17 protein-coding genes are annotated in these 16,801 nt (G+C 61.9%); 9 read left to right on the top strand and 8 right to left on the bottom strand.

All coding sequences use genetic code 11. The features are described from left to right. Positions 1-56: 56 nt before the first annotated feature. Together QZ522_RS04755 and QZ522_RS04750 are read right to left on the bottom strand one after the other, a co-directional pair. Positions 57-1,253: a DegT/DnrJ/EryC1/StrS family aminotransferase gene (locus tag QZ522_RS04755; RefSeq protein ID WP_294608172.1), complete on the bottom strand. Its 1,197-nt coding sequence runs from the start codon at positions 1,251-1,253 to the stop codon at positions 57-59. A 108-nt stretch (positions 1,254-1,361) separates the two neighbouring features. After that, the gene (locus QZ522_RS04750; protein WP_294608169.1) at positions 1,362-2,027 is read right to left on the bottom strand and encodes an HAD-IA family hydrolase; all 666 of its coding nucleotides are present in this window, start codon (positions 2,025-2,027) and stop codon (positions 1,362-1,364) included. Positions 2,028-2,171: 144 nt separating this feature from the next. On the opposite strand from QZ522_RS04750, the gene glmU reads away from it, so the two are divergent. Genes glmU through QZ522_RS04735 form a run of 3 tightly spaced genes read left to right on the top strand, consistent with a single transcriptional unit; the run spans position 2,172 to position 6,057 of the window. Next, the gene (gene glmU, locus QZ522_RS04745; RefSeq protein WP_294608167.1) at positions 2,172-3,527 is read left to right on the top strand and encodes a bifunctional UDP-N-acetylglucosamine diphosphorylase/glucosamine-1-phosphate N-acetyltransferase GlmU; all 1,356 of its coding nucleotides are present in this window, start codon (positions 2,172-2,174) and stop codon (positions 3,525-3,527) included. Beyond that, complete coding sequence (glmS, locus tag QZ522_RS04740) at positions 3,527-5,350, top strand: glutamine--fructose-6-phosphate transaminase (isomerizing) (RefSeq protein ID WP_294608164.1); 1,824 nt, start codon at positions 3,527-3,529, stop codon at positions 5,348-5,350. The genes glmU and glmS overlap by 1 nt, the downstream gene beginning before the upstream one ends. Then, positions 5,347-6,057, top strand: coding sequence for a DNA alkylation repair protein (locus QZ522_RS04735; protein ID WP_294608162.1), 711 nt, complete (start codon positions 5,347-5,349; stop codon positions 6,055-6,057). Before glmS ends, QZ522_RS04735 begins: the two co-directional genes overlap by 4 nt. A 9-nt stretch (positions 6,058-6,066) precedes the next feature. Here QZ522_RS04735 and QZ522_RS04730 read toward each other — a convergent pair whose 3' ends face one another. Next, positions 6,067-6,549, bottom strand: coding sequence for a hypothetical protein (locus QZ522_RS04730; protein ID WP_294608159.1), 483 nt, complete (start codon positions 6,547-6,549; stop codon positions 6,067-6,069). 100 nt (positions 6,550-6,649) lie between these two features. Between QZ522_RS04730 and moaA the strand changes: the two genes are divergently transcribed. Genes moaA through QZ522_RS04715 form a run of 3 tightly spaced genes read left to right on the top strand, consistent with a single transcriptional unit; the run spans position 6,650 to position 10,051 of the window. Beyond that, a complete protein-coding gene (moaA, locus tag QZ522_RS04725) occupies positions 6,650-7,657 on the top strand; it encodes a GTP 3',8-cyclase MoaA (RefSeq protein ID WP_294608157.1) in 1,008 nt (335 codons plus the stop codon). Then, the gene (locus QZ522_RS04720; protein WP_294608155.1) at positions 7,657-8,952 is read left to right on the top strand and encodes a glycosyltransferase N-terminal domain-containing protein; all 1,296 of its coding nucleotides are present in this window, start codon (positions 7,657-7,659) and stop codon (positions 8,950-8,952) included. The genes moaA and QZ522_RS04720 overlap by 1 nt, the downstream gene beginning before the upstream one ends. 49 nt (positions 8,953-9,001) lie before the next feature. Next, on the top strand, positions 9,002-10,051 hold the full coding sequence (locus QZ522_RS04715; protein WP_294608152.1) for a glycosyltransferase family 4 protein: 1,050 nt from the start codon (positions 9,002-9,004) through the stop codon (positions 10,049-10,051). Positions 10,052-10,054: 3 nt separating this feature from the next. Here the strand turns inward: QZ522_RS04715 and QZ522_RS04710 are convergent, their stop codons facing one another. Then, a complete protein-coding gene (locus QZ522_RS04710; RefSeq protein WP_294608150.1) occupies positions 10,055-10,756 on the bottom strand; it encodes a DUF1223 domain-containing protein in 702 nt (233 codons plus the stop codon). Between the two features lie 225 nt (positions 10,757-10,981). On the opposite strand from QZ522_RS04710, the gene acnA reads away from it, so the two are divergent. The 3 genes from acnA to QZ522_RS04695 all read left to right on the top strand — a co-directional run bounded on the left by acnA (position 10,982) and on the right by QZ522_RS04695 (position 14,640). Next, a complete protein-coding gene (acnA, locus tag QZ522_RS04705; RefSeq protein ID WP_294608147.1) occupies positions 10,982-13,732 on the top strand; it encodes an aconitate hydratase AcnA in 2,751 nt (916 codons plus the stop codon). A 173-nt stretch (positions 13,733-13,905) separates the two neighbouring features. Beyond that, entirely contained in the window at positions 13,906-14,265 is a 360-nt protein-coding gene (locus QZ522_RS04700; protein ID WP_294608146.1) for a TM2 domain-containing protein, read from the top strand. Between the two features lie 237 nt (positions 14,266-14,502). Next, the gene (locus tag QZ522_RS04695) at positions 14,503-14,640 is read left to right on the top strand and encodes a hypothetical protein (RefSeq protein WP_294608144.1); all 138 of its coding nucleotides are present in this window, start codon (positions 14,503-14,505) and stop codon (positions 14,638-14,640) included. Positions 14,641-14,668: 28 nt separating this feature from the next. Here the strand turns inward: QZ522_RS04695 and QZ522_RS04690 are convergent, their stop codons facing one another. Genes QZ522_RS04690 through ccmB form a run of 4 tightly spaced genes read right to left on the bottom strand, consistent with a single transcriptional unit; the run spans position 14,669 to position 16,763 of the window. After that, the gene (locus QZ522_RS04690; protein WP_294608141.1) at positions 14,669-15,202 is read right to left on the bottom strand and encodes a DsbE family thiol:disulfide interchange protein; all 534 of its coding nucleotides are present in this window, start codon (positions 15,200-15,202) and stop codon (positions 14,669-14,671) included. After that, positions 15,195-15,353 (bottom strand): heme exporter protein CcmD, encoded by a 159-nt coding sequence (gene ccmD, locus QZ522_RS04685; RefSeq protein ID WP_294608139.1) that lies wholly within the window; start codon positions 15,351-15,353, stop codon positions 15,195-15,197. The genes QZ522_RS04690 and ccmD overlap by 8 nt, the downstream gene beginning before the upstream one ends. Next, complete coding sequence (locus QZ522_RS04680; RefSeq protein ID WP_294608136.1) at positions 15,350-16,090, bottom strand: heme ABC transporter permease; 741 nt, start codon at positions 16,088-16,090, stop codon at positions 15,350-15,352. Before QZ522_RS04680 ends, ccmD begins: the two co-directional genes overlap by 4 nt. A 16-nt stretch (positions 16,091-16,106) precedes the next feature. Then, positions 16,107-16,763: a heme exporter protein CcmB gene (gene ccmB / locus QZ522_RS04675; RefSeq protein WP_294608133.1), complete on the bottom strand. Its 657-nt coding sequence runs from the start codon at positions 16,761-16,763 to the stop codon at positions 16,107-16,109. Positions 16,764-16,801 lie beyond the last annotated feature (38 nt).

The raw sequence follows: 16,801 nt of genomic DNA, 5'->3' as shown, positions 1-16,801 counted from the left end.
CCCCGCACAGGAGTGGGCCATTTGAGCCATTCAATTAGGTCATTTTGGCCAAAAAGTCAAGTCTGCGCCTGGAACACCGCCCCGACCTCTCCCCGGATGATCCGCGCGATCTGGGCGCAGTCTTCAAGGCTGAAGGTCAGCGGCAGGCGCATGTCGACAATGCCGCGCAGGATGCGGTCACTGGCGGGCATCCGCACGCTTGGGGCATAGCGCCAGCTGTCATAGCGGCTGGTAAAGCCGCTCGGTTCGGCGCCGCCAAACCACTTGAGTTCAACGCCGCGGTCGAAACAGCGTTTCAGAACCTCGCTGACCGCCGCTTCCGTCCAGTCGAGCAACAGGAACTGGATCGACGAGCCGACAATCGTTTCCGCCGCAGGCCGCTCGACCACGCGCAAACCCGGCGTGCCCCGCAGGCCGTCCTCGACAACCCGGTAACGGGCGTTCCATTTCTCGCATTGCGCATCGAGCGCCCGCAACTGGGGCCGCAGGATCGCAGCGCGCAGATGATCCATCCGCCCCGACACATTCGGCGTGTCGTATTTCACCCGCTCGAAGACCTCGGCGGGGGGCACGGTGCCATTGCGACCGTAGAGCATGTAAGAGCCCGACAGGACAATCGCGCGCGCCGCCACCTCGTCGTCATCGGTGACAAGAAAGCCGCCCTCGCCAGAGTTCATGTGCTTGTAGGTCTGGGTCGAATAACAGCCGATCTTGCCCCAGCGACCCGAAGCGTGACCCTTCCAGGCGGCCCCCATGGTATGTGCGCAATCCTCGATCACGGTGATTCCGGCCGCATCGCAGATCGCCATAAGGCACTCCATATCGCAGATGTGGCTGCGCATGTGGCTCAGCATCAGGACATCGGCCTGATCGGCCTTGGCGGCCAGATCCTCAAGATCAATTGTCAGATCCTCGGTCACGCCGACAAAGACCGGCACGGCGCAAACGCTTGCAATCGCGCCAGGCACCGGCGCGAGCGTGAAGGCGTTGGTCAGAACCTTGTCACCGGGCCTTACCCCGATGGCGCGCAGTGCGGTCGCCATGGCATAGCCACCCGAGGCCACCGCAAGCGCATAGCGCGCGCCGGTATAGGCGGCAAATTCCCGTTCAAGAAGAGACACCTCGCCGGGTTCACCCCCGACAAGGTTGTAGCGGTGCAATCGCCCGCTCTTCAGCACCTTTAGCGCGGCTTCGATCCCTTCGTCGGGGATCGGCTCCTGCTGGGTGAATTCGCCTTTGAAAACCTCTGTCATAGGTTCTGTTTTGGGGCGTCAGCAGGCATAGGTCAATGGTTTCCACGCAGCCTGCCCCAGATGTTCAGAAAACCCGAAACCGTGCTACCGGACCACCGAAGAAGCAGCCTAGCCGATCAGGCGCGTCACCACCCCTGCCAATTCGTCATAATGGGCAATCGTCGCCTCGGGTTCGAGATCATGTACGCTGGTGCCGTTCGGGCCGAACGTCACCAGGACCGAGGGCACACCTGCCGCCCGCGAGGTCTCGCGGTCGGTCACGGTGTCGCCCACAAGCAGACAGCGCGCGGTATCGCCACCCGCCCGGCGCACGGTTTCAAGCAGATGTTCGGGGTCGGGCTTGCGCACCGCAAGCGTGTCGGCGCCGGTCAGGGCATGAAAGCTGTCGAGAACGCCAAGCCGCCCCATCAAAAGCCGCGCAAGGCCCTCAGGCTTGTTGGTACAGATCGCTACGCCATAGCCGCCTGCGCGCAAGTTATCGACGGCGGCCATCGCGCCGGGGTAAAGCGTGGTATGCACGTCGATGGCGCCCGCATAGGCCTCTAGCAAAAGCGGATAGTTGCGGTCGATCTCGGCCAGGTCATCGGCGCGGCCCAACCGTTCGAGTCCGAGTGCAAGCATCGCCCGTCCGCCACGCAGCGCGGTCCCCGCATCGCGCGCCGGATCAAGCAGATCGCCCACCCCCATCGCCCGGAAACAGGTATTCGCCGCCGCAACAAGATCAGCGCTGGTATCGGCCAGCGTGCCGTCAAGATCGAAAACAACGGTTCGCATCGACTCTTATCCTTTTTATTTCGGCGGCTGGCTATTTTCCGCGCAGGTCTGTCACATCCCGTAACCATGCTTGATGGCGCGCACCCTTGCACAAGATTCCCAACCCGATTAAACGGAGACGCTTTGATTATAAAGAGACTCTGTATGCCAATTGCTTTGATCATTCTCGCCGCAGGCAAGGGCACGCGCATGAATTCCGACCTGCCCAAGGTGCTGCACCGCGTCGCGCAGGCCCCCATGCTTGTGCATGCGATGCGCTCTGGCAAGGCACTGGAGCCTGACCATACACTCATCATAGCCGGGCACGAAGCAGATGCCGTCGCCGCCGCCGCGCAGGATTTTGACGAAAGCGCGCAAGTGGTCCTGCAAACAGAACAGCTTGGCACCGCCCACGCCGTGGCCCAGGCCGCCCCCGCGCTTGAGGGATACGGCGGCGACGCGCTTGTGCTTTATGGCGACACCCCTTTGATCCAGCCCGAAACCCTGGAGAAGATGGCAGAGGCGCGGGCCGCTCACGATATTGTCGTGCTTGGCTTTGAGGCCGCTGACCCTGGCCGCTATGGCCGGTTGATCATGCAGGGCGACAGCCTTGAGCGAATCGTCGAGTTCAAGGACGCCAATGCAGAAGAGCGCGCAATTCGCCTCTGCAACAGTGGCGTGGTGATGGCCTCGGCGCCGCTGTTGTTCGATCTGATTGCCGCGGTCGGCAATGACAATGCCAATGCCGAGTATTACCTTACCGATATCATCGGCATCGCGCGGGCGCGCGGCCTCTCGGCCACCGCCGTGACCTGCGAGGAATCCGAGACGCTTGGCGTCAATTCCCGTGCCGAGCTGTCGCAGGCCGAGGCCGCCTTTCAGGCCCGCGCCCGTGCCGGGGCGCTGGACCTTGGCGTGACCCTGCCTGCGCCCGAAACCGTGCATTTCGCCTTTGACACCTATGTGGGCCGCGACACCGTGATTGACCAGAACGTGGTTTTCGGGCCCGGCGTGACGATTGAAACCGGCGCGCATATCCGCGCCTTCAGCCATCTTGAGGGCTGTCATGTGGCGCGCGGCGCCGTGGTCGGGCCCTATGCGCGGCTGCGGCCCGGCACCGAATTGGCCGAAGATACACGGATTGGCAATTTCGTCGAAATCAAGAATGCGGTGATTGGCGAGGGCAGCAAGGTCAATCACCTGAGCTATGTCGGCGATGCCGAGATCGGCACCGACAGCAATATCGGGGCGGGCACCATCACCTGTAATTACGACGGGGTTCTAAAACATCAGACCCGCATCGGCAACCGGGCCTTTATCGGCTCGAACACCATGCTGGTGGCGCCGGTCAGCGTCGGCGACGAGGCGATGACAGCCTCGGGCTCTGTCATCACCGAGGATGTCGAGGCAGGCGCGCTTGCAATCGCACGCAGCCGACAAAGCGCCAAGCCGGGCATGGCACGCAAACTCATGGACATGCTGAAAGCCAAAAAAGCGAAACGCGACAAGGGGATACTCTAATGTGCGGCATAGTTGGCGTTCTGGGCGAGCACGAAGTGGCGCCCATTCTGGTTGAGGCCCTCAAGCGGCTTGAATATCGCGGCTATGACAGTGCCGGGATTGCCACCATCGAAAACGGCCATCTTGATCGCCGCCGCGCGGTGGGCAAGCTGGTGAACCTGTCGGATTTGCTCGTGCGTGACCCGCTGGCCGGCAAGGCCGGGATCGGCCATACCCGCTGGGCCACCCATGGTGCGCCCAGTGTGGCCAATGCCCACCCCCACCGTGCGGGCAAGGTGGCGGTCGTACATAACGGCATCATCGAGAATTACCGCGAATTGCGCGCAGAACTGGCGGCCAAGGGCATTGGTCACGAAACCGATACCGACACCGAGACCGTCGCGCTTCTGGCGGATTATCACTTGGGTCGGGGCCTTGATCCGGTCAGCGCCGCACGCGCAACGATTGCACAGCTTGAAGGCGCCTATGCGCTGTGTTTCCTGTTCGACGGCGAAGCCGATCTTCTGATCGCCGCGCGCAAGGGCAGCCCGCTGGCCATCGGCCACGGGACCGGCGAGATGTATGTCGGCTCCGATGCCATCGCGCTTGCACCGATGACCGATCGCATCACCTATCTTGAAGAGGGCGACATGGCCGTTGTCACCCGCTCCAGCCTGACAATCACAGATGCCAGAGGCGCCCCGGCGACCCGCGTGGTCAAGACCATCGAGATCGACAGCACCCGCGTCGACAAGGCCGGGCACAAGCATTTCATGGCCAAGGAAATCGCCGAACAGCCCTCTGTGATCGGCGCGGCGCTCGGCCATTACCTGAGCGCCGATGGCCGCCAGATCAACTTGCCGGTTCAGGACTTTGATTTTACGTCGATAAATAGATTTACCATGGTCGCCTGCGGGACCGCCTACTACGCCTGCCTGACTGCGAAATACTGGTTCGAGCAACTGGCGGGCCTGCCGGTCGAGGTCGATGTCGCCTCGGAATTCCGCTATCGTGAACCGCCCGTGACCCCCGGAACCGTCGCCCTGTTCGTCAGCCAGTCAGGCGAGACCGCAGATACGCTGGCGGCGCTGCGGTATTGCGAAGGGCGCGCGGACCGGATCGTCTCGGTGATCAATGTCGCTGAAAGCTCGATCGCGCGCGAAAGCGATCTGGCGCTGCCGATTCATGCCGGCGCCGAGATCGGCGTGGCCTCGACAAAGGCCTTCACCTGTCAGTTGACCGTGCTGTTGCTCCTGGCGCTCAAGGCGGCGCAGGCACGCGGCACGATAACCGATGACCGGCTGGCCGATATCCTGTCGGCCCTGCGCGCCGTGCCAGCCACGCTCAACACCGCGATGGAATGCAACAGTGCGATCAAGATCGCCGCACGCCAGTTGTCAACATCCGATAATGCGTTGTTCCTGGGGCGCGGCCTGATGTATCCCCTGGCCCTTGAAGGCGCACTTAAACTGAAAGAAATCAGCTATATACATGCCGAAGCTTATGCATCAGGCGAACTCAAACACGGCCCCATTGCCCTGATTGACGACACCATGCCGGTGATCGTCATGGCGCCCTGTGATGCCCTGTTCGACAAGACCATGTCCAACATGCAGGAGGTGATGGCGCGCGGTGGGCGGATCCTTCTGATTTCCGATGCCCGCGGTGTCGAGGCGGGTGGCGCCGGCATCTGGCAATCGCTGACCATGCCCTCGATTGACCCGATCCTCTCGCCCATCCTCTATGCTTTGCCCGCACAGCTTTTGGCCTATCACACGGCCGTCGCCAAAGGGACCGACGTGGACCAACCCCGCAACCTTGCAAAATCGGTGACCGTGGAATGACCAATCTCCCCACCTCGTGCGAAGAGGCGCTTGACCTGCTCCGGGCGCATGGCGACGCCGAACGCGCCAAGGGCCTTGCCGAACACCACAAGGTGCCGCGCGCCTATCTCGGCGTTCCCAATGGCACGCTCGGCGATCTGGCCCAGGAATGGCGCCAGGGGCTTGATCTCTCGGCGCGCCTATCGCTTGCCGACGCGCTTTGGCAGACCGACATCTTCGAGGCCCGCATCACTGCCGCCAAGCTTTTGACCCAGGCGCGGATTCGCCCCGATGACGGCGCGGTCTGGGATATGCTCCTGTCATGGATGCCCGACTTTGACAGCTGGGCAATCGCCGATCAGGTGATCACGGCAGCGCAAAAGCGGCTAGTCGCTGATCCCTCGCGCATCGAGACTGTCGCCGAATGGACCACCTCGTCCGATCACTGGATCAAGCGCGCAGCGATGATCATTGCCCTGCCCTTTGCCAAGCAGAATCACCCCACCGAAGCCGAATTGGCCGTTCGCGTGCGGGTTCTGGGCTGGGCTGCCGACTATGTGCGGGACGCCGACTGGACCCTGCAAAAATCGGTTGCCGGATGGCTTCGCGATCTGTCCAAGCACGACCCGGAGCGGGTTGAATATTTCCTGTCGAACCATGCCAGGCACATGAAACCCTTTGCCCGCAAAGAGGCGGTCAAGTTCCTGCCGCAGCACCCCGCGCCGTAACGGCGCGCGCTACTCTGCCAGCAGATGCACCCGCACCTCTGGCAAACCGGTCAGCGGTGCCTCCAAAAGACGAAACGCCGCCAGCGACATACGGCTACCGGCGCCTTCAGGGCCGTCAAGCGGGATAAGATCGACCGCAACCGATTTGCCATTGGCCGGATAATCCACCCGCCCCTCCGCCGCCGCGCTGACCAGCGGCGTCTTGAGCCAGAACCCCGGTTCCGTCGGCGCGCCGAGCGATGCAATGGTCACGCCAAGATCCCGCGCAGCCGGTTTTGCGGCGACCGCCGCAGCCTCGGCACGCTCTTGCGGGGTGGTTGTGTCAAATGCAGCGGCGGTTTGCGGGCCACCCGCAGGCGGGCGCGGCGTTGATTCGGAACCGCTCCCCGGCTCTGTGGTCGTGCTCTGCGGGGGCGGCACTTCGGCTTTTGGTGCGAACACCCGTTTGACCTGTGCGCAGGCGCCCAGGAGCAAAATCAGACCGATAATCATGACGCGATTTCTCATTTGTCCACTTTATCCGCGCAACTATCGGGCTTCAACGGACAACATGACCCTTGCCCCGCCCGCCCCGCGCGCCTAGATTTCAGGCATGAAAACTCCTCTCGTCGATCCCTTCCAGCGCGCGATCAATTACCTGCGCGTTTCCGTCACGGACCGCTGCGACTTTCGTTGCGTCTATTGCATGTCGGAAAACATGACCTTCCTGCCCAAGAAGGAACTTCTGACCCTGGAAGAGCTTGATCGCATGTGCACGGCCTTTGTCGGGCTCGGGGTGGAAAAGCTTCGCATCACCGGCGGCGAACCCTTGGTGCGCAAGGGCATCATGACCTTCTTTGATGCCATGACCCGTCACCTTGACAGCGGCTCGCTCAAAGAGCTGACCCTGACCACCAACGGAAGCCAGATGGAGCGCTTTGCCGACGATCTTTATGCGGCAGGCGTGCGCCGGGTGAATATCTCGCTTGATACGCTGGACGATCAGAAATTCGCCGATATCACCCGCTGGGGCCGCCTGGCCCAGGTGATCAGGGGTATTGATGCGGCTCAAAAGGCGGGGCTTCGGGTCAAGATCAACACCGTCGCCCTCAAGGGGTTCAACGAGGACGAGCTGTTTACCCTGCTTGAGTGGTGCGCAAGCCGCGACATGGATCTCACCTTTATCGAGGTGATGCCGATGGGCGATATCGGCAACGAAGACCGGCTGGATCAATACTGGAAGCTGTCGGATCTGCGCGCGACATTGCGCGAGACTTATACGCTGACCGACCTGCCAGAGCGCACGGGCGGCCCGGCGCGCTATGTGCGGATCGAGGAAACCGGCCAGAAGGTAGGCTTCATCACCCCGCTGACGCATAATTTCTGCGAAAGCTGCAACCGGGTGCGACTGACCTGCACCGGCGAACTCTACATGTGCCTCGGCCAGGAGGATATGGCCGATCTGCGTGCGCCCCTGCGCAACAACCCCGGCAGTGACGCGCCGCTGGAAGCGGCCATTCGCGAGGCCATCTCGCATAAGCCGAAAGGCCACGATTTCGACTATTCGCGCCAGGGCGTAGATGGCCGCGTGTCCCGCCACATGAGCCATACCGGCGGCTGATGACGCGCACCCCTGCGCCCCTGCCCCTCCGGCTCTATAGTGCGGCGGCGAACCTGATCGCGCCGCTGGCCTATGCGCGCGTCAAGGACAAGCTTGCCGCGCAGGGCACCGATCCTGCCCGCCTGCCGGAACGGATGGGCCGGGCCACGGCCAGGCGCCCCGACGGCCCGCTGATCTGGTTTCACGCCGCCTCTGTCGGCGAGAGTGTGTCGGTGCTTCGCCTGATCACCCATATGGGCGAGGCATACCCCGGCTGGTCCTTCCTGATCACCTCGGGCACCGCCACTTCGGCGCAGGTCGTCGCAGGCCGCCTTCCGCCGCGCACCATCCATCAATTCGCGCCGCTCGATGCGCGCCGCGCCATCGACAGGTTTCTGGCCCACTGGCGCCCGACTGCGGCGATCTTCGTGGAAAGCGAGCTTTGGCCGCAAATGCTGCGCCGGACCAGCGCCGCGGGCGTTCCCATGGCGCTGATCAACGCGCGGATTTCGGATGTCTCGGCGCGCAACTGGAAACGCGCGCCGAAAACCGCAGGCCACCTTTTGGGGGTTTTCGCCCTTATCCACACCCAGGACGCCCGCACCACGGCACACCTGCATGATCTCGGCCTGCTCCATGCCAGGACCGGGCAAAACCTGAAGTCGCTCTCGGGGCCGTTGCCCTTCGACCCGGAGGAAAAAGAACGCATGGCCCGCCTGATAGCAGGGCGCGCGGTCTGGCTGGCAAGCTCGACCCACCCCGGCGAAGACGAGATGATGCTGGGCGCCCATCGAAAGGTCCTGCAACAGGACCCCGACGCGCTCCTGATCCTCGTGCCGCGCCATCCCGAACGCGGTGCGGCGCTTGAAACGCTGATCGCCACACAGGGGCTCAGCGGCGCGCGTCGCGCAATCGGCAGCCAGCTCACCGGCCAGACCCAAGTCTACCTCGCCGATACCCTTGGCGAAACCGGGCTGTGGTATACGCTCTGCCCGCTGACCTGTCTCTGCGGCTCCTTTGCACCGGTGGGCGGGCACAACCCATACGAGCCCGCCTATGCAGGATCGGCCATCCTGCATGGCCCGCTCTACAAGAACTTCGCCGACACCTACCCGTTGATTGACGCCTCTGGCGCAGCCTTGGAGGTGGCGGATGCGACGGCCCTGGCGCAGGCCCTGATTGCACATCTCGGCGACCCGGCCGCACTTGACGCCATGCGCGCTCGCGCCCGTGCCTTCGCCGCCGCACAGGAAAACGTGCTCGACCAGATCACAGACGACCTCGTCACGGCCCTTGATCTTGAGCGTACAGAATGACCCCGGCTTTCATCTTTCCAAAAATACTCAAATCCGGCAGATCCCCCAGATGCCAGAGCTGATCGTGACCAATTTCAACCGCAATTTCACCGGCGTCTCGGCGACGGCGGCGGGGGTGGTGCGCGCTCAGATGCAGATGGGGCGCTATGACATGGTGCTGGCGGGGGTTGCCCTGCCGGGCTGCCCGCCCCCGATAAGCCGCGCTAAGGCGCGCGCGCTCTCGCGCTGCTCACCGCCGAACCGCGCCTTCACGATCTGGCATGTGCGGCGCAATAGCGAAATGCGGGCGGCACTCTGGGCGCGCGACGTGCTGCGCCTGCCGATCCGTATCGTCTTTACCTCCGCCGCGCAGCGGAGGCATTCGGCCTTTCCGCGCTGGCTCATCTCGCGGATGGATGCGGTGATTGCCACCACCGAGACTGCCGCAAGCTTCGTCCCGCACGTGCGTGCCGTGGTGCCGCACGGTGTGGATTGCGCCCGCTTCACCCCAGCCGACAACCGGACGGCGGCCTGGGCCGCGACCGGCTATCCGGGGATCAGGGGGATTGCCACGATTGGTCGCATCCGCCCCGAAAAAGGCAGCGACCGCTTTGTCGCGGCGATGATCGAGCTGTTGCCGCGGTGCCCCGGCGTTACAGCCCTGCTGATCGGACGGGCCGCAAAATCGGATCAGGGATTTCTCGACGCGCTCAAGCAAAAGATCGCGGCGGCGGGGTTGAGCGACCGGATTCTTTTTCCGGGCGAGATCGCGCCGGATGATCTGCCCGCTTTGATGCGCGGACTCAGCGCCGTGGTGCAATTGCCCCGCTACGAGGGCTATGGCATGGCGCCGCTCGAAGGCATGGCAAGCGGCGTGCCTTTCGTGGCCACCGATGCGGGCTATTACCGGTGCTTTTCGTGCGACGGCACCACCGGCGTAATTGTGCCCGAGGATGCCCCGCGCGACACCGCCGACGCCATCGCACGCATGCTTGGCGATGCAACGGCACATGCCGGGATGGCCCGCGCCGCGCGCGCCGCCGCGCAGGCCCGGTTCAGCATCGACGCCGAAGCCGAGGGCATCGCGGCGGTCTATGATATGCTCTGGAACGCGGGCTGACCCTCAGGGCAATTCGGCGGCAGCCTCGATGGCGCCGAAATCGGGATATTGCAGCAGCACCACAAGCGGCTGATCGCCGGTGATGGTGGTGTCGATGTTCAACGGCTCGGCACTGTCCCAGACGGCCAGCCGGGTCATCTCGGTGACGATATTGGAATAGTGCAAGGTCTTGCCGGCATTCTCGCCACGCTCGATCGCAACGGTCGCTTCGGGCCGATAGCGCAGAAGCTGAACCAGAAGCGGCATCTCGTGCGGCTTCCCGGCCTTGGCCGAGATGCGAAGAACAGTGCCGTCACGAGTGACAGTCAAGGCAATATCATCGGGACCCGCGCGGTGTTTTTCGATCAGTTCGGTGATGTCGCGCGGCCGGTTGCCGACCACGTGGTCCTTGCCGTCGATGATCATCTGCGGGGTATAGACCATCTTGCGCGCCCCGGCTTTGGCATAGCCGCGCTGACGGGCGGTGTGTTCGGGCTTGGCAAAGGCATCGACCCAACCGATGTAATCCCAGTAATCCACGTGCAGCGACAGGGCGATCACATCGCTGCGCGCCGCAAGCTGTTCCATGAAGGCATCGGCGGGCGGGCAGGACGAACAGCCCTGCGAGGTGAATAGCTCGACCACCACCGGCCTGCCCTGCGCCTGTGCCACCATAGGCAGCCCCAGAATCAGGGTCGTCAAAACTGTCGTAATGATCTGTTTCATAGGGTCTGCCCAACCATAAGGATTAGAACGTTCATACTAGCACACCTAAGGAATTGTGCCGATAATAACCAATCAAGGTTTCGAGAGTCATGTTTGAAATATTGAAATACGGGTAAATTGTGTGCAATAGTATACAAAAGAGTGCGCGCCCCTCTTGATCGAACCCTGCAAATCGGTCAGAAGCAGGGCAAATACTTCCTCATCGAACGTGAAAGGACGGCTCAAATGCCCATTAGCGTCGGACAAGACAGCTCGAACACCCGCAAAACCCTGAAAGTTGGCGACCAGTCTGTCGCCTATTATTCGATCAAAGCCGCCGAGGCCGCCGGTCTCGGCGATTTTTCGCGCCTGCCTGCCGCGCTCAAGGTCGTGCTTGAAAACATGTTGCGGTTCGAGGACGGCAAGACCGTCACCACCGACGACATCAAGGCGTTTTCCGAATGGGCCGACAATGGCGGGCGCGCCAACCGCGAGCTGGCCTATCGTCCGGCCCGTGTCTTGATGCAGGATTTCACCGGTGTTCCGGCGGTGGTCGATCTTGCGGCAATGCGCGACGGGATCGTGGCGCTTGGCGGCAAGGCCGAACAGATCAACCCGCTCAACCCGGTCGATCTTGTGATCGACCACTCGGTGATGATCGACGAATTCGGCAATCCGCGCGCCTTCCAGATGAACGTCGACCGCGAATACGAGCGCAACATGGAGCGTTACCAGTTCCTGAAATGGGGCCAGGGCGCGTTCAACAACTTCCGCGTCGTGCCCCCCGGCACCGGCATCTGCCATCAGGTCAACCTTGAATACACGGCCCAGACCGTCTGGACAGACGTGGACCAGAATGGCGAAACTGTCGCCTATCCCGACACGCTTGTCGGCACCGACAGCCACACCACCATGATCAACGGCGTGGCGGTTCTTGGCTGGGGCGTTGGCGGGATCGAGGCCGAGGCCGCGATGCTTGGCCAGCCGATTTCGATGCTCATCCCCGAGGTTGTCGGCTTCGAGCTGACCGGCCGCATGATCGAGGGCACCACCGGCACCGACCTCGTGCTCAAGGTCGTGGAGCTGCTGCGTGCGCAGGGCGTGGTCGGCAAGTTCGTCGAATTCTACGGCGCGGGTCTCGATCACCTGCCCCTCGCCGACCGCGCGACCATCGCCAACATGGCACCGGAATATGGCGCGACCTGTGGCTTCTTCCCGATCGACGATGAAACGCTGCGTTACCTGCGCAACACCGGTCGCGACGAGGCCCGCGTGCAGCTGGTCGAGGCCTATGCCAAGGAAAACGGCTTCTGGCGCGGCGCGGATTATGCCCCGGTCTATACCGATACCCTGAGCCTTGACATGGGCACGATCGTTCCGGCGATTTCCGGCCCCAAGCGCCCGCAGGATTACGTCTCGCTCGATCAGGCGGCAGATTCCTTTTTCAAGGTCGTGTCGGAATTTCGCGGCGAAAACCACAGCCAGGCCGCCGATGCGATGGCCTCGGAGGGCCCGACGCCCGACCCGATCATTGACCCGCGCAAGTCGCAAAAGGTTGAAGGCGAAGATTACGAGTTGCGCGACGGCTCGGTCGTGATCGCCTCGATCACGTCCTGCACCAACACCTCGAATCCCTATGTGATGATCGGTGCCGGTCTTGTGGCGCGCAAGGCCGCCGCCCTGGGCCTGACCCGCAAGCCCTGGGTGAAAACATCGCTGGCCCCCGGTAGCCAGGTCGTGTCGGCCTATCTTGAGGCCGCCGGTCTTCAGGACGATCTCGACAAGGTCGGGTTCAACCTTGTCGGCTATGGCTGCACCACCTGCATCGGCAACTCTGGCCCGCTGCAAAAAGAGATCTCCGAGGCGATTGCAAAGGGTGACCTGGTCGCCACCTCGGTTCTCTCGGGCAACCGCAACTTCGAGGGCCGCATTTCACCCGATGTGCGCGCCAACTATCTGGCCTCGCCGCCTCTGGTGGTGGCCTATGCGCTGGCCGGTGACATGAATATCGACCTTGCCAATGACCCGATTGCGCAAACGCCCGATGGCAAGGATGTCTATCTCAAGGATATCTGGCCGACCTCGAAAGAGGTGGCCGATCTGGTCGAACAGACCGTTACCCGCGGGGCATTCCAGTCGAAATATGCCGATGTTTTCAAAGGCGACGAAAAATGGCAGGGCGTCGAAACCTCAGAGGGTGAAACCTATGACTGGCCCGCGCAATCGACCTATGTGCAGAACCCGCCCTATTTCAAAGGCATGTCCAAGGAACCGGGCACGATCAGCAATATCGAGGGCGCGCGTGTCCTGGCGCTTTTGGGCGACATGGTCACCACCGACCACATCTCGCCTGCCGGGTCGTTCAAGGAAAGCACACCGGCCGGTCGATACCTGACCGAGCGTCAGGTGCCGGTGCGTGAATTCAACTCTTACGGTTCGCGTCGCGGCAACCACGAGGTGATGATGCGCGGCACCTTCGCCAACATCCGTATCAAGAACGAGATGCTGGACGGGGTTGAAGGCGGTTACACCAAGGGCCCCGATGGCGCACAGACCTCGATCTTTGACGCTGCCGAGGCCTATCAGGCCAACGGCACCCCGCTGGTGATCTTTGGCGGCGAGCAATATGGCGCCGGGTCGTCGCGTGACTGGGCCGCCAAGGGCACAGCCCTGCTTGGCGTCAAGGCCGTGATCGCCGAAAGCTTTGAGCGCATTCACCGCTCGAACCTGGTTGGCATGGGCGTTATCCCGTTTGAGTTCACCGGCGATGACACCCGCAAGACCCTTGGTCTTACCGGTGACGAAACCGTCGCGATTTCAGGCCTCGATACGATCAAACCGTTGCAGGAAGTGCCCTGCACCATCACCTATGCCGATGGCACGGTGAAGGAGATCATGATCAAGTGCCGGATCGATACCGCGATCGAGTTCGAATATATCGAACATGGCGGTGTGCTGCATTACGTGCTGCGCAACCTGGCCAAATCAGCGGCCTGATTTTTCAAGGCATAAGACGACAGGTAAATGCGGCCCCAAAAGGGGCCGCATTTTTCTATCCTAGGCGATATTTTCGCAACGCATACCACTTTAAGGGTGGTATGGAACGATTGTTCCTTGATTAAATCCTCGGATTTTTTCATGTCAGTATTATTGATTAAGGGAACTCGATAATGACTCTATCGACTGAACAGCTGATGCTTGTTGAACAACGACTAAGTAATGAGAAAAAATCTATCGGAATCGTATACCTGCTTTGGTTGCTATTTGGTGCCCTTGGAATTCACCGCTTTTATCTGGGCAAAACGCGTAGTGCGCTCGGGATGCTGGTCCTGACCATCCTGGGCGGTTTCACACTTGCCGTTTCCATCGGCGCATTTATTTCCATCGGCGCATTTTTCCTGATTGCCCTCGCCGTCTGGCTTCTTGTTGATGCCTTTCTCATTCCCGGCATGATCAAGGCAGATGCCCAGGCAAAACGCCTTACGATCGCGAATGAGATACACAACATGACAAGCCCGAAGTTTTTCTGATCCTCGCGGGATCGCGTCGCGCGCCTACACGTTTCCGCAGGACTAAACTGCTAATTCGGCGCCCCCCGCGCGGCGGGCCGCCCTTTTCCCGTTCTGTGCAAGAATATGCCAACCGGTAAAAATTTGCGCCAGTTCCCGCCAATGTCACGTGGATGACACAGGCGTGAAGGTATCACCCCTTTCAAACGTGCTCCTCATACCCAATCTTGGAAGGGAGCCGACAGAAAGGACGATCCAATGCGAACGGGTTTAATTCTTCTTCAGGCAGGTCTTTTGACCTTTCTGGCCGTCTATGGCGCCCAAGGCGAAGCCAACACGGCAGCGTCCTGCCCGCTGCCAGCCGCCGCCGTCAGTGGCGCACAATGCGCCGAGTAACCCCGGCGCAAAGGCAGGTTGACGCAGCCTAGCGGGCCGCCTCGATCGCTGGAAGGATGGTGCTCTGCATCACCCGACTGGTGATCGGTCCGGCAAATCGCAGAACGATATTGCCCTCGCCGTCGATGACATAGGTCTCGGGCACGCCGTAAACGCCCCAATTGAGCGCCATGCGTCCCTTTTCATCAGCGCCCATGGCGGCAAAGGGATTGCCCAGTTCTTCAAGAAAGCCCAGGGCGTTGGCAGGCTTGTCCTTGTAATTCACGCCGTAGATCGTGATCCCCTGCTCTGCGAGGATTTCAAGGTTGGGATGCTCAACCCGGCAAGGCGCGCACCAGCTTGCCCAGTAATTGACCAGCTTGACCGTGCCGTCACGCAGATCGCTGTCACCGAATATCGGCCCCGCTCCAAGTGCGGTCACCTCGACGGCGGGCGCCTGTTTGCCCTTGAGCGCCGAGGGAAGCTCGTTCGGGTTCTCGCGCTGCAAGCCGATTAGGGCGAGCCCGGCAAATCCCGCAAAGATCACCAGCGGCGCCAGCATCAGCGGCGATAGCTTAGCCATGTCGTTTCACCTTGTTTTCAATCTCCTGAAGCTGTTTGCGGACGCGGTTTGCCCGCATCACGCTAAGCACGATCAACCCGATGATGAGGGCGATCGAGACCGCATAGGAAGACAGGACCGCCTCGGCGTATTTCCCAAGATCAGGCATCATGCCCCCATCCTTTCACGTGCCAGAAGCACCCGCATCCGGCGGGCGCGGATTTCGGTACGCGTGCGCAGCAGCACAAGCGCGATGAACAACAACACGAACCCCGCGATGCAGACCAGCAGCGGATACCAGAACACATCTGCGACGTTTTCCTCTTTATCAAGGCTGAGCGAGGCACCCTGATGCAGGCCCTGATTCCAGAAATTCACCGCATAGCGGCTCAGCAGGGCAAAGACCGAGCCGACAAGGCAGAGGATGCTTGTAAGATCGGCGGCGGTGTCGTCGTTCTCGATCGCCTCCCAGAGAGCGATATAGCCAAGGTAGAACAGGAACAGGATCAGGAAACTGGTCAATCGCGGGTCCCAGGCCCACCATGTACCCCACATCGGCTGGCCCCAGATCGCGCCGGTGATCAGCGCGATCACCGTCATCACAAGACCCACCGGCGCCGCGGCACGGGCCGCAAGCGCGCTGACGTGGTGGCGGCGCACGATCCAGACCAGCGAGGTCACCAGCATCATCATCCAGGCGTTGATCGCCATAAGCGCGCTTGGCACATGCAGGTAGATGATCTTGACGGTCGATCCCTGCCGGTAATCGACGGGCGTGAAAAAGAACCCCCAGATCAACCCGAGCACCAGCGCAAGCGCCGCCAATCCCGCCACCCAGGGCAGAACCCGGTCGGTGGTCTGGATAAATTTCTTCGGGTTCGCATATTCCCAGAGTGCGTTCAGGTTCATCCCTAATCCCATATAACTAGCGCAGATTGACCCTTAGTACCGCAGCCGAGGCAAAAGGCAAAAGCGCGATGGTGCCGCAGGTGATCCCGGCCAGCATCAAGAGCGGCGTCGTCGTGTCAAACCCTTCGGCGCCGCGCCGCGCCATCTCTGCGCCAAAGATCAATGTAGGCACGTAAAGCGGCAGGACAAGCAGGCTCAGCAACAGCCCACCACGCTTGAGGCCCACGGTCAGCGCCGCGCCGAAGGTGCCGATCACGCTTAGCGCCGGGGTGCCAAGCACCAGCGATATGATCAGCGGTTGATAGCCCTCGGAGGGCATGTTCAGCAGCAGAGCAAAGACCGGTGCAGCAAGCACGAGCGGCAGGCCCGTCGTCACCCAATGCGCCAACGCCTTGATGCTCACGATCGCTTCCATCGGCAGCGGTGAGGTGGCCAGAAGGTCAAGGCTCCCGTCTTCCCAGTCGAGCGCAAAGATCCGGTCGAGCGACAACAGACAGGCCAGCAGCGCGCCCAGCCACAGGATGCCCGGTGCAATGGTCGACAAAAGCGAGCTTTGCGGCCCGACGCCGAAGGGCACCAGCACCACGACGATCAGAAAAAACGCAAGCCCAAGGCCAAAGCCCCCGCCCGCCCGCACCGCCAGGCGCAGATCCCGCAACAACAGGGCAATCACAGGAAGCCTCCGTCAAAATCATCAAACGCCAGGGGGGC

It is taken from the genome of uncultured Roseovarius sp., assembly GCF_913054395.1.
Classification (GTDB): Bacteria; Pseudomonadota; Alphaproteobacteria; order Rhodobacterales; family Rhodobacteraceae; genus Roseovarius.
This window is presented reverse-complemented; position numbering and strand designations above follow the sequence as displayed.

Excerpts from the sequence above, each read along its gene's own strand:
- QZ522_RS04715 (WP_294608152.1), top strand. The coding sequence starts at position 9,002 with ATGCCAGAGCTGATCGTGACCAATTTCAACCGCAATTTCACCGGCGTC.
- glmS (WP_294608164.1), top strand. The coding sequence starts at position 3,527 with ATGTGCGGCATAGTTGGCGTTCTGGGCGAGCACGAAGTGGCGCCCATT.
- QZ522_RS04710 (WP_294608150.1), bottom strand. The coding sequence starts at position 10,756 with ATGAAACAGATCATTACGACAGTTTTGACGACCCTGATTCTGGGGCTG.
- QZ522_RS04720 (WP_294608155.1), top strand. The coding sequence starts at position 7,657 with ATGACGCGCACCCCTGCGCCCCTGCCCCTCCGGCTCTATAGTGCGGCG.
- QZ522_RS04735 (WP_294608162.1), top strand. The coding sequence starts at position 5,347 with ATGACCAATCTCCCCACCTCGTGCGAAGAGGCGCTTGACCTGCTCCGG.
- QZ522_RS04750 (WP_294608169.1), bottom strand. The coding sequence starts at position 2,027 with ATGCGAACCGTTGTTTTCGATCTTGACGGCACGCTGGCCGATACCAGC.
- ccmD (WP_294608139.1), bottom strand. The coding sequence starts at position 15,353 with ATGATGCCTGATCTTGGGAAATACGCCGAGGCGGTCCTGTCTTCCTAT.
- glmU (WP_294608167.1), top strand. The coding sequence starts at position 2,172 with ATGCCAATTGCTTTGATCATTCTCGCCGCAGGCAAGGGCACGCGCATG.
- moaA (WP_294608157.1), top strand. The coding sequence starts at position 6,650 with ATGAAAACTCCTCTCGTCGATCCCTTCCAGCGCGCGATCAATTACCTG.
- QZ522_RS04690 (WP_294608141.1), bottom strand. The coding sequence starts at position 15,202 with ATGGCTAAGCTATCGCCGCTGATGCTGGCGCCGCTGGTGATCTTTGCG.
- acnA (WP_294608147.1), top strand. The coding sequence starts at position 10,982 with ATGCCCATTAGCGTCGGACAAGACAGCTCGAACACCCGCAAAACCCTG.
- QZ522_RS04695 (WP_294608144.1), top strand. The coding sequence starts at position 14,503 with ATGCGAACGGGTTTAATTCTTCTTCAGGCAGGTCTTTTGACCTTTCTG.
- QZ522_RS04755 (WP_294608172.1), bottom strand. The coding sequence starts at position 1,253 with ATGACAGAGGTTTTCAAAGGCGAATTCACCCAGCAGGAGCCGATCCCC.
- QZ522_RS04700 (WP_294608146.1), top strand. The coding sequence starts at position 13,906 with ATGACTCTATCGACTGAACAGCTGATGCTTGTTGAACAACGACTAAGT.
- QZ522_RS04680 (WP_294608136.1), bottom strand. The coding sequence starts at position 16,090 with ATGAACCTGAACGCACTCTGGGAATATGCGAACCCGAAGAAATTTATC.
- QZ522_RS04730 (WP_294608159.1), bottom strand. The coding sequence starts at position 6,549 with ATGATTATCGGTCTGATTTTGCTCCTGGGCGCCTGCGCACAGGTCAAA.